General features: G+C 41.0%; 10 protein-coding genes. 6 read left to right on the plus strand and 4 right to left on the minus strand.

Annotation, left to right across the window (positions count from 1 at the left end):
* From V7K45_RS21880 to mutS, 6 genes are all read left to right on the plus strand, one after another.
* On the plus strand, nt 1-2,312 hold a 2,312-nt coding region (locus V7K45_RS21880), incomplete at its 5' end, for a CHAT domain-containing protein (protein ID WP_335007100.1).
* 26 nt (nt 2,313-2,338) lie between these two features.
* Nucleotides 2,339-2,683, plus strand: coding sequence for a hypothetical protein (locus V7K45_RS21885; protein ID WP_335007101.1), 345 nt, complete (start codon nt 2,339-2,341; stop codon nt 2,681-2,683).
* Nucleotides 2,680-4,077, plus strand: coding sequence for a hypothetical protein (locus V7K45_RS21890; protein WP_335007102.1), 1,398 nt, complete (start codon nt 2,680-2,682; stop codon nt 4,075-4,077). Before V7K45_RS21885 ends, V7K45_RS21890 begins: the two co-directional genes overlap by 4 nt.
* A gap of 268 nt (nt 4,078-4,345) precedes the next feature.
* On the plus strand, nt 4,346-4,810 hold the full coding sequence (locus V7K45_RS21895) for a tellurite resistance TerB family protein (RefSeq protein WP_335007103.1): 465 nt from the start codon (nt 4,346-4,348) through the stop codon (nt 4,808-4,810).
* 293 nt (nt 4,811-5,103) lie between these two features.
* Entirely contained in the window at nt 5,104-5,226 is a 123-nt protein-coding gene (locus tag V7K45_RS21900; protein ID WP_335007104.1) for a hypothetical protein, read from the plus strand.
* A 13-nt stretch (nt 5,227-5,239) separates the two neighbouring features.
* Nucleotides 5,240-7,834, plus strand: coding sequence for a DNA mismatch repair protein MutS (gene mutS / locus V7K45_RS21905; protein WP_335007166.1), 2,595 nt, complete (start codon nt 5,240-5,242; stop codon nt 7,832-7,834).
* Between the two features lie 72 nt (nt 7,835-7,906).
* Here the strand turns inward: mutS and V7K45_RS21910 are convergent, their stop codons facing one another.
* From V7K45_RS21910 to V7K45_RS21925, 4 genes are all read right to left on the minus strand, one after another.
* Nucleotides 7,907-8,476 carry a peptidylprolyl isomerase gene (locus tag V7K45_RS21910; RefSeq protein WP_335007105.1) on the minus strand — a complete coding sequence of 190 codons (570 nt, stop codon included), beginning with the start codon at nt 8,474-8,476 and terminating at the stop codon, nt 7,907-7,909.
* Between the two features lie 119 nt (nt 8,477-8,595).
* Complete coding sequence (locus V7K45_RS21915; protein WP_335007106.1) at nt 8,596-10,578, minus strand: primary-amine oxidase; 1,983 nt, start codon at nt 10,576-10,578, stop codon at nt 8,596-8,598.
* Nucleotides 10,579-10,752: 174 nt separating this feature from the next.
* On the minus strand, nt 10,753-11,277 hold the full coding sequence (locus tag V7K45_RS21920) for a tetratricopeptide repeat protein (protein ID WP_335007107.1): 525 nt from the start codon (nt 11,275-11,277) through the stop codon (nt 10,753-10,755).
* Nucleotides 11,278-11,360: 83 nt separating this feature from the next.
* Nucleotides 11,361-12,176, minus strand: a complete 816-nt coding sequence (locus V7K45_RS21925) for a transporter substrate-binding domain-containing protein (protein WP_335007108.1) — start codon at nt 12,174-12,176, stop codon at nt 11,361-11,363.
* Between the last annotated feature and the right edge of the window lie 8 nt (nt 12,177-12,184).

Consider the following 12,184-nt stretch of genomic DNA (forward strand, 5'->3'; position numbering starts at 1 on the left):
CGCAAAATAATCTGGGGAATGCTTACCGTAACAGAATATTAGGAGAACGAGCCGAGAATATTGAAAGTGCGATCAAGGCTTATAATCAAGCACTCCAAGTATATACCAAGAGCGCCTTTCCTGTTGATTGGGCAATGACGCAAAATAATCTGGGGAATGCTTACCGTAACAGAATATTAGGAGAACGAGCCGAGAATATTGAAAGTGCGATCAAGGCTTATAATCAAGCACTCGAAGTTAGAACCAAGAGCGCCTTTCCTGAGAAATGGGCAATGACGCAAAATAATCTGGGCACTGCTTACGGTAACAGAATATTAGGAGAACGAGCCGAGAATATTGAAAGTGCGATCGCTGCTTTTAATCAAGCACTCGAAGTTTATACCAAGAGCGCCTTTCCTGTTGATTGGGCAACGACGCAAAATAATCTGGGCACTGCTTACTGTGACAGAATATTCGAAGAACGAGCCGAGAATATTGAAAGTGCGATCGTTGCTTTTAATCAAGCACTAGAAGTTTATACCAAGAGCGCCTTTCCTGTTGATTGGGCAATGACGCAAAATAATCTGGGCACTGTTTACGGTGACAGAATATTCGGAGAACGAGCCGAGAATATTGAAAGTGCGATCGTTGCTTTTAATCAAGCACTCGAAGTAAGAACCAAGAGCGCCTTTCCCCAAAACCATGCAGAAACTTTATTCAATCTCGGCATTCTCTATCAAGACACAGAACAATTTGACTTAGCTTACAATACCTTTGCATCTGCCATTGCCACAGTCAAATCATTGCGCGAAGAAATTGTTTCTGGCGATGAAGCCAAGCATAAACAAACAGAAGAATGGAATCAGCTTTATAGACGCATGGTGGAAGTTTGCCTGGAATTAAAAAGGAACACAGAAGCAATAGAATATATCGAGCAGAGCAAAACCCGGAATTTGGTGGAACTGCTAGCCAAAAATGAACAACTTGCCCAAATAGCCAAAGCACCAGTAGGCGGTGAAAAAAATCTCCTCTCAATTGATAGCAACATCCGCTTTGGAGAAATTCAAAACCTTCTAGACCACAAAACTGCAATTATCCAGTGGTACATTTTTAATGATTGTTTTCGCGCTTTTATCATCACCCACCACAACAATCAACCAGTAATCTGGCATTCCAATCGACAAGACTTAGACAACTTGATAAATTGGATTGATGAATATCTCCAGCTTTACCGCGAAGATAAAAAACGATGGCGATATGAGCTTAATAATCAACTTACTCAACTGGCGCAAATACTCCACCTCAATCAAATAGTTCCCTTAGTCCCATCTCATTGCCAAAAGCTGATTTTAATTCCTCATCTTTTCCTGCACCTGTTACCTCTCCATGCCTTACCATTATCTGCTAGCGACTCCCCAACATTAGAGTATCTCATTGATAAATTTCCAGATGGTGTAAGTTATGCACCTAGTTGTCAACTTTTGCGTTTCGCTCAAATCAAAACCCAAAAATTAGACTCATCGCCTAAAACACCTACAAATCCTACTCCCTCGTCGCTTGCGGGGAACGTTGGGGTGGGGTTAAATTTACAACTGGGCCACCTATTTGCTATTCAAAACCCTAGAAACGACTTAACATTCACAGATATCGAAGTAGAAACAATCGCAGCAGACTTTCAACCTCACCAAATCCTTAAACATAGCCAAGCCACCAAAGCCGCTTTAGCATCATCCGCAATCAATGATAATTTTCTCAATGCTCAATGGCTGCACTTTTCTTGTCATGGATATTTCGATTTTAACTCTCCCTTGAAATCTGGGTTACAGTTAGCAAATGCTCAAACTTCCGCGAATACTCCATCATCACGCTATATGCGAGTTGATAACGAAACATCCATTGATTTAAATCAATGCCTCACCCTTGAAGATATCTTTTTATTAAACTTACGCAACTGCCGTCTAGTCTGTCTTTCAGCTTGCGAAACAGGCTTAGTTAGCATTAGCAGCAATAGCGATGAATATATTGGTTTAGCCAGTGGATTTATCCGTGCTGGTGCAGCCAACATTATTAGTAGTTTATGGGGAGTCAGCGACTTTCATACATCTTTATTAATGATTAAACTTTATGAGATTCTAAAAAATAATCCATATAATGTAGCTCTAGCTCTGAACACAGCCCAGCAATGGTTACGCCATGCAACGCAAACACAAATAATTGCATGGATTGAAGATAAAAGCAATATTGTTGCAGCACAAAAACAAAAAATTATAGATGTTACGCAAATAAGATTGCACATCTGTGTGTCGCTACTCACCAAGTACGAGATAGAATAACATTTAACCAACACAACAATAAATTTATGGAAGCCGATAAACTCATCCAAGCATTTATCGAAGTTGTGAGAAATCAAGATTATGTGTTTTCACCTGAAGCCATAGCAACTATACCTGGACTGCGAGAAACTATTGCCGAATTTGAAACACAACCCGCCAAAGAACTAGCAGAAGCAATTCGCAACTGGTATATCAATCACGAAGATGTCAGAGATGCTGTATTAATTGAAGAAAGAGAAATTGATAAAGTCAGTAAAACTAAGCCAGAAGCTCAAGAAAACACCCAAGAGAATCGCTACCGAGTTTTGCAAGATGAACTACAAAAGTTGGAAGCTAAAAAAACAGCTACGCCTCAGCCAAACCAACCATGAAAGTATATGCACCTAACGTCCATCTATTTGCCTTTCAACTGTACAAAAACTCAAACAATCCATCGGTTAATAAAAACTTTCTCTGGGAAACTGGTGATGAAATAGTTGACAAAACCTTACATCAAGACTTGCATCTAAGCCAGCGTATAGACGTAAACAAAGAACCTAATAGCCCTCGTGTAGATTTGCTCAAAGATGCAGAAGTCATTGATAATAATTATGCAATACCATTTGCTGGTAAAGTTCCTCTAAATCAAACTCAAGATGTACTAATTAAAGGTTTTGCTCATCCATTGCGGATTTATGACAGCTACAGTTTGTGGCTGAATTTGCGTCGTCCCGAACAAGAAGATGATAACCCAACGCCAGATATAGATATTACTTTTTTAAGTCAGTTCAATCAAAATAACTGTCTCACCCTTAAAGAACATCCTTTTTTTCTCGGACAAACTCTGCTGATTACCGCTTGGTTAACAGGTGCAAAGGACAAAAAAGTTATCAAGCAAATAGCCGAAGAATGTTTAACAGCAATTTTTCCCGATAGCCAAAAACAACCGCCATTCAATCGCCAAGGTGAATTATTTGGTAGTCCGATTTTTGAATATGGTTTATTTAGCCAAATATCTAACTATCAGCATGTGCTGATTTGGTTATTTGCAGATGAACAAGCTGATATTAAATTTAACCAATGCTATCAAGAATTATTAGATTTATTTTTCTTCCGCACCAAAGTTGTCAAAGCTTATAAAGATAGCCGAGAAATTTATAAGCAATTAGATGCAGTTTATCTGCAAATAGAAGCAGAGATTGCTAAAGTTCCTGAAGTAGGTGAGCAAAAATCTATTGATACAGCTAATTTAACTGGCTTAAAAAATCAATTAAAAGCTTTACCCCAGCTAGCTTTAAAATATACCCGCCTGTTGCGAAACTTAGAAGAATACCAAAATACAATCGCTATTAATGCCTATAACTATGATGAAAGATTACAGAAAATTCATGCTATAATAGGCGGAAATATCAACTTTTTAGAAACATTCAGCCAAAAGAATTGCCCTTACTTCCAACAACAAATAAACGCCGATTTAGGTTATTTTCGTCACGGTTCAGAATTATTGGGTAGAGCAGTAGACTCAATTCGCGGCATAGTAGAAATAGTACAAGCCGATCGCGATCGCTCCCTAGAAAACAAAATCCAAGTAATAGGTATAGGTTTTGGTGGTGGTGCGATCGCCTCTGGCGTATTCACAACACATATTGATAAAATTAATCTCCCGATAGTACAAAAGCATCCCCTTTACGCATCTTTATTGTTGAGTGTTTTGTTTACATTCTTTTTTATCGGCATAGGTTGGCTGATAACTCAGCGCCAGCATCATCCTAGAGATAAGAAGTAAATAGAGAAATGATAGAACTCTTGTAAACACGGTATTATAGCTATCCCTTTTGGCTACGGTGGCTTACACAAGTACTAAAAATCTCATCGCTCAAAGCAACTTAACCGTTTTTATACGTAGATGAATATATTATCTACGTATTTTTTATGAAAAAAAGATTCATCCCAATGTATATTTCCGCATTTTTTTGGGAATCATAAATCGAGGAAGCACGATAAACCGCAAAATATGACTTCCTGAAATATCACGTAACTTTTAAAGGATAATTATGTCTAAACGCAAGTTGCCCAAAGGCCGTAGTGTTAGTTCAGTTGCTCTAGAACCAGAAGTTGCGATCGCAATTCTTGGGTTGTTTTCCGCTGCGGCTGATGGTGAAGGTATTTCTTCCACAGAAGAATATGCTTTGAGTGAATTTCTCGGTCGGGTTGACTTATTTGAAGATTACTCTGAAGAAGACTTTGAAGAATTGACCGAAAAAGTCGTCAGCTTGATTGAAGAAGAAGAACCAGAAGATTTAATCGCCCAGTCTATCGAATCCTTACCCAATAGAGGTTATCGCGAAGCTGCATACATCACAGCTATCTTAGTAGTAGGGATTGACGAAGAAGTACCCGAAAACGAACAAGATTATATCTCTGAACTTCAAGAAGCCTTAAATATTTCAGACGAACGCGCACAAGAACTTATAGACGCAGTGTTCGGAGAAGAAGAGGAAGAAGAGGAAGAAGAGTAATATTTTTTGACTTGCAACCTCATACCATTTTGGATTTTCGATTTTGGATTGTGAAACATCCATTGGATAAGTGTTTCAGTTTTTCATCTGTCGCAATCATTTTTCAAATTGGTATCAGTCATCTACTATCTTTAATTTGGGGTTGCTAATTTAGAATATGAAATAATTTTGTTTGGGTTAAGTTGTTCAGATTCCCGACTTCATGAAGAAGTTGGGAATTTTGCATTGTATCAAAATTAACATTTTTCAGATATAGCCGTAGTCACACAGGTTAGGACATTTGGAAAGGGTGAATGCTAGAGTTAGCAATAGTTTTACCTTCTGCCTCCTGCTATAAAGGTAAAATATCCTTGAGCGATCGCCATTCAACTTTCACATCACGTTATCATCGGATCTTGTGGAATTTCTGTGCATAACTCGATAGCATCTATGACCGCCTCTCACTCCGAAACTCCATCTACCAAGCCCGATGCAAGTACTTTTATTTCTGACCATCTACAGGTGGATCGCAGTAAGCTAAGTCAAATGTACTTGCATTATGTCGAGACGAAGGATAAATATCCTCACGCGGTATTGCTGTATCGGGTAGGAGATTTCTTTGAATGCTATTTTCAAGATGCTGTCAAACTAGCGCAAGAGTTGGAATTAGTTCTTACTAGTAAGCAAGCTGGGGAACAGGGACGGGTGGCGATGTCTGGTGTTCCGCATCACGCTTGGGAACGCTACGCGACGATGCTAGTAGAAAAAGGCTATGCAGTAGTAATTTGCGATCAAGTGGAAGATGCCTCTGAAGCTGCTGGGAGATTAGTGCGGCGAGAAGTAACGCGCATTCTTACACCCGGCACTTTGCTAGAAGAAGGAATGCTCAAATCTAGTCGCAATAATTACTTAGCAGCAGTAGTAATTGCCGCAAATCACTGGGGTTTAGCTTATGCAGACATCTCTACAGGAGAATTTCTCACGACTCAAGGTAGCGATTTAGAACATTTGACTCAAGAATTAATGCGCTTGCAACCTTCAGAGGTGTTAGTTCCGACAAATGCGCCCGATTTAGGTAGTTTGCTGCGTCCGGGAGAAACTTCGCCACATCTTCCTGAGTGTTTGCCGCCATCATTTTGCTATAGTTTGCGATCGCAACTTCCCTTTTCCCAAGGTGAAGCTAGACCGAGATTATTGCAGAAATTTAAGGTGCGATCGCTCGAAGGACTTGGTTGCGATCATCTTCCTCTCGCCGTTCGTGCCGCCGGCGGTCTTCTAGAATACCTGGAAGATACTCAAAAAGAAAACCCTGTCACCCTTCAAAGACTCCGCAGCTACACTGTCACCGACTATCTAATTGTTGACAATCAAACCCGCCGTAACTTGGAAATTACCCAAACCGTCCGGGATGGCACTTTTCACGGTTCCCTACTTTGGGCGTTGGATAAAACTAGTACAGCGATGGGTGGGCGGGCTTTGCGGCGGTGGTTGTTGCAACCGCTACTCGATATTAAAGGCATTCGGGCACGTCTTGATACCATCCAAGAATTGATGGAAAATACGCCCCTGCGTCAAGATTTGCGGCATTTATTACGCCAAATTTATGATTTGGAACGCCTCACAGGAAGGGCGGGTTCTGGTACAGCGAATGCTAGAGATTTAGTAGCTTTGGCAGATTCTCTCTCACGCTTACCGGAATTATCCAATTTAGTAGTTGAGACGCGTTCTCCCTTTCTCAAAGCTTTGCAGAAAGTCCCAAGTGTGTTGGAAGAATTGGCACAAAAGTTACATACGCATCTTGTAGAGTCGCCACCCATACTAATTAAAGAAGGCGGATTAATTCGCCCTAGTGTAAATCCCTTGTTGGATGAAAGAAAGGCGACTGTAGAAGCAGACCAGCAATGGATTGCCAATTTGGAAGTTGATGAGAGAGCTAAGACAGGAATTTCCACACTCAAGGTAGGATTTAACAAAACCTTTGGTTATTACATCAGCATTTCTCGCACCAAAGCTGACCAAGTACCCGCTAACTATATCCGCAAGCAAACCCTGACCAATGAGGAACGTTACATCACCCCAGATTTAAAGGAACGGGAAGCGCGGATTCTGACGGCGCGAGATGATTTAAATCAGTTGGAATATGAGATTTTTACAGCATTGCGGGAAGAGGTAGCACAAGAGGCGGAAGTAATTCGCAATCTGTCTCGTGCAGTGGCGGCGGCAGATGTGTTGTGTGGTTTGGCTGAGTTGGCGGTACATCAAGGTTATTGTCGTCCCGAAATATTGCCAGGAAGAGAGATAAACATTGTTGATGGTCGTCATCCAGTGGTGGAACAGTCTTTACCTGCGGGGTTCTTTGTGCCGAATTCGACGCAATTGGGTCAAGAGTCGTTAGCAGATGATCGAGAACAAACGACAAATGACAATCCCGATTTAATTATTCTTACCGGGCCAAACGCCAGTGGCAAAAGTTGTTATTTGCGTCAGGTGGGATTGATTCAGTTAATGGCGCAGATTGGTAGTTTTGTACCAGCTAGATTTGCCAGATTGGGAATATGCGATCGCATTTTTACCCGTGTCGGTGCAGTAGATGATTTAGCAACTGGTCAATCTACCTTCATGGTGGAGATGAATGAAACCGCAAATATTCTCAATCATGCTACATCTAGATCGCTGGTATTATTAGATGAAATTGGTCGCGGGACAGCTACATTTGATGGCCTTTCCATAGCTTGGGCGGTGGCAGAATATATAGCAGTAGATATTCGATCGCGCACAATTTTTGCTACTCATTACCACGAGTTAAATGAACTGGCTAGCATTATCCCGAATGTGGCTAACTATCAGGTAACGGTGAAAGAATTACCCGACCAAATTATCTTTTTGCACCAAGTTCAACCAGGAGGTGCTGATAAGTCTTATGGAATTGAAGCGGGAAGATTAGCGGGTTTACCAGCCGTAGTTATTCAACGGGCAAAACAAGTGATGGGGCAAATTGAAAAACACAGTAAAATTGCGATGGGGCTGCAAAACCTCGATGGGTAAGCAAGTTTGTAGTAAGGACTTTAGTCCTTATTTTCTAAACACTAAAGTGCTTACTACAAACCGAGGTGTTAATTACTGCCTAAAAATTTCTACTTTTTGTAACACCACTTCTTGATTCGGACGATCTCTAGTTGTAGGCACATTAGCGATCTTGTTGACTATATCTAGACCTTGGACAACTTCACCAAAAACACTGTGATTGTTGTCAAGGTGAGGTGTTGGTGCTTCTGTAATAAACCATTGCGAACCATTAGTACCGCGTCCGGCATTAGCCATCGACAGGATACCTGCACGAGTGTGTCTCAATTCAGGATGAAACTCATCTTCAAATTGATATCCTGGGCCACCAGTACCCCATCGGTTGGCTGTATCTAGATAACGACTCAGAGGATCGCCACACTGAATCATAAAATTAGGGATGACCCGATGAAAGCGAACTCCATCGTAAGCTGGAGTTCCCTTACCAGATTGACCAGTTTTAGGGTCTTTCCAGTCGATTGTTCCAGTTGCTAGACCGACAAAATTTTTGACGGTGTTGGGGGTTCGCTCTTCTTCCAAACGAACTACAATTTCACCCAAGGAAGTAATTAAACGAGCGTGTAGCTTGCCATCACCGGGAATATTAATTTCTGGAAAATTCATGAGTTATCCTATTTTGAAAATTGCCAGTGTTTGACCTACGATAAGCTTATCAGCATTCAAGTTACAGGTTTACAGATTAGGAAAAAACCAAACCAAGGAAACTTTAGAAAACAAATATTTTACTCTGGCAAATTTATCGCTGGATTACGGCTAAAGAATCCTCTAGGGACTAGCTGAAAACCAACTCGGTGAACAGGCATCACAGGCCAATCTTCCGATCGCGGAATATGAGTTACGCCCATTGTGTACCACAGGACGATATCTTCACCCGTCAAGGATTCATCGTCTGCAATATATTTTGATAAACCCTGTTTGGGTTGAGTTTGGTTGGGATAATCTCCCCCAGCATAAAGTTCAGCAGGTTTATATTTTGTTACCCACACGTGATGAGTCGCAAATTCTGCCCGTTGATGGATTTTTGAGCCTTCCACGGGGAAAAACATGGAGTTTCCACCAGGCATCAGCATATATCCAGGTGCAGCACCGAGAGTATTCTTTTTGTCTGCACTAACAATCATCCATTCTCGACTGCTTTTCATATCCAAATCGCGGACAGCAGCAGTTTCTTTTGTGAGTGGGGTTTCTGTAACTGCGATCGCATTTCCTAAAGGATTTTTCTCATCCATCGGCAAAGCTTTCACGTTCATTTCCATTACAGAATTAGCTTGACCATCGACATCGAAATCTAGGCGATAGTTGAAAAAGTGTTGGTGATTTACTCCAAAGATATTCTTAGCAATTAACCGACCATAAGAATCATCCTCAGATTGCTCTTGAGCAGCCGTTCCCTGCGCCAGCACGATACCTGTTAACTCATTTTGGACTTCCAAAGTCCCATCTTGGTGAAAGATCCAATTGATGCTGTAATCATAGTTATCAACGGCCGCAGTCATCGACATGACTAATTCTCGACTGCGACGGACATCATTGCGCTGAGTATTGTAATCATAGTGTTTCCACAGGATTCCGCGATCGCGTTCGTAGATACCAACAACCCCTGGTATCTTATAAGGTTCTCCCTGCTCATTAGCAAATACAGCATCCAGCAAAAGCCCGTTTTCCGGAATTTCCTTACCAAACTCCATCGTATTTGCTAGCAAACCAAGATTATATTCCCCAACATCAAATGCATTCCTAAACGACCAAGTGGGATTTGGATCGCCGTAAGGGACTACCATCTCCGATATGCTGGCGCGATATAAAACTGGTCTGACCTTTTCCCCATCATCGTATGTCACTTGATACAATGCCAATCCACTACGGGGATGCATTAAATACCGAAACTTCCAACCTTGCCAGCTAATTTCATTGTCTTTGATCTGGAAACTTTTACCATTGGGTTGGAGAAGTTTCAATGCTTTAGGTGCTGAAAGTAATTTGCCCAAGGATTTTACATCATAATTCCAGTTTTCTTTAGAGAAAGGTACGTTTCCTTTGTCAATGAAACTGACGATTTTACCTGTGTTCAAATTGACAGTTGCTACTACTCCTTCAATAGGACTACCGTAATAATTCCAGTTTTGTCCCTGGTAATAAGATAAGCTGCGGCAAAGACGATTACCTGCCGCTTCTTCCTGTTGACTCAGGATTCCTGGGGCCCATGAACTGATTTTGACACGATCGAAATCGGTAATTCCCCGCCTTTGCATTGCTTTTTGCCATCGAGGATCGGCTTTAACTACCTGAGTTGCTAGTTCATATTCGGAATTGACGATCGCAGGTTGAACAAAGGGTATTTCTTTCCAAGAACTTAAGGTTTTGCTTTTCAGGTCAACGATACCCTCATAAGTTTTGTTTTGCGATCGCTCATAGATTACCAAAAAAACTTTTCGCCCAAAAGCTTTACCAGGTGTAAATTTTATAACTTCTTCTTTATCTGGTTCTTGTAAAGCAATAAGTGGAAAAGCTGCCATTTCGCTCAAAGTTTTTTCTCTTTGGATGACGGAAACAGCTGTGCTAATTTCTACCTCAGTTAGCGAACTGAGAGGATGGGAAATCGAAGGCTGTTGAGCCGTCAATCTTTCCATTAATCCGATTGAGAAAGAAATCACAACAATGATGGCAATAGGTAGCCACAAAAAACCCTTTAGCCGCTTAATCATCTTTTACATTTTTACAAAAGACTTATAGTTACCTATTTCCAAACCTAAGATTGAAAACCGATAAATTAAGAGGCTAAAGCGAAATTAATTATAATAAAATAACCCTACCCCGCTAAAGTACAGCTATGATGGGGTGGGTTTCCGGGTATTATGCTTAATTACCTGGACATTATCTTACGCAGAAACTAAACGGCGTAAAGATTCAGCACGACGTTTAGCAATAGAGTTATTTGGAGCAAATTTGAGTGCTTCTTCGTAAGCTTGTAACGCCTGAGTAGTTAATTTTTTCTTCTCGTAGGCATGACCGAGATTATTCAATCCTGTTACGTAGTCTGGTTTAGCTTTTAGGGCTTCTTTGTACTGACGAATTGCTAAGTCATATTGCTCTTGGGTAAAATAAACATAGCCCAGCCCGTTGTAGATGGGGGCGATATTTTCTTCTCCCTCTTCTTCGGCAGCTTTGAGAGCTTTTTGAAATAGCGCGATCGCTGGAGAATACATTTTTTTTTCTGAATAAATACTGGCTAACTCATAATATTCTTGAGTCGTACCCTTTTCTTTCTCTAACTTCTTTCGCAATCTTGCAAAAGAGCCTTCAACCTTGCGAGTTTTAAAAATCTGGCGAAAAACACCCACGGCTGCAATTGTGAGTATAACCACCAAAATTGAGAGATAAACAACGGCTAGACTGTTATCCATTACTGCAAATACAAATATTATAAAGTTTGTTATTTGTCCTTTGTCATTTGTCATTTGTTATTTACTAATGACTAATGACCAATTTACGGTAAACCCCAATATTGAGAGCGTTCCTGGAGCCAACCTTTTTCTAAATAACGAGCGATCGCTTGATTCACATTTCGTCTAAACTCATCGTACTGCAATCCTTTGGGCATTACTACACATAAAGGTTCAGTTGATAACTTAGTGGGTAGTAGCCGATATTGAGGATATTGTTGCACCCAACCGCTTAGAACACTAGCATCTGCGGCAAAGGCTACAGCGGCATTATTTTCTATTTGCTCTCGCGCTTCTTTATAGGAATCCACTCCTACTAACTCGGCATTTGGCAGATAGTACCGCACTTGAGCAATAGTGCTGGAGTTATTGAGTACGGCAATCTTTTGTTTTGATAGATCGCTCAACTGCTGAATTGAGGTATTCTTTGTAACTAATCTAGTGCCATCTAAATAGTAGGGAACACTGAAACTAACTATGCGACTGCGAGATTCGGTTGCTGTGACTCTAGCGATCGCAAAATCAACTTTCTTGTCTAAAACTACAGACAGGCGATCGCGATTCGCTACAGGTTGAAATTTTACAGCTTGGGCTTTACCAACTAAGTCAGCTGCCAAACGCGTGGCTAAGTCAATTTCTAAGCCTTGCAAATTTCCGTTGGCATCCTTAAATCCCAAGGGACGCAAGTTATCTTTCACGGCAACATTTAAATAGCCCCGCTGCTGAATTTCTGACATTTCGGCAGCAGATGCACTTAATCCCGTCCCCACTAGAGAAAAGCAAAAAATCCAAAAAATAGTGGCGGATAATACCAGATGTAACCGAGTAATTGCTTGCCGTCTGTTACATCTGTTATACATCCCTCACC

Source organism: Nostoc sp. (genome assembly GCF_036917375.1).
Classification (GTDB): Bacteria; Cyanobacteriota; Cyanobacteriia; order Cyanobacteriales; family Nostocaceae; genus Nostoc.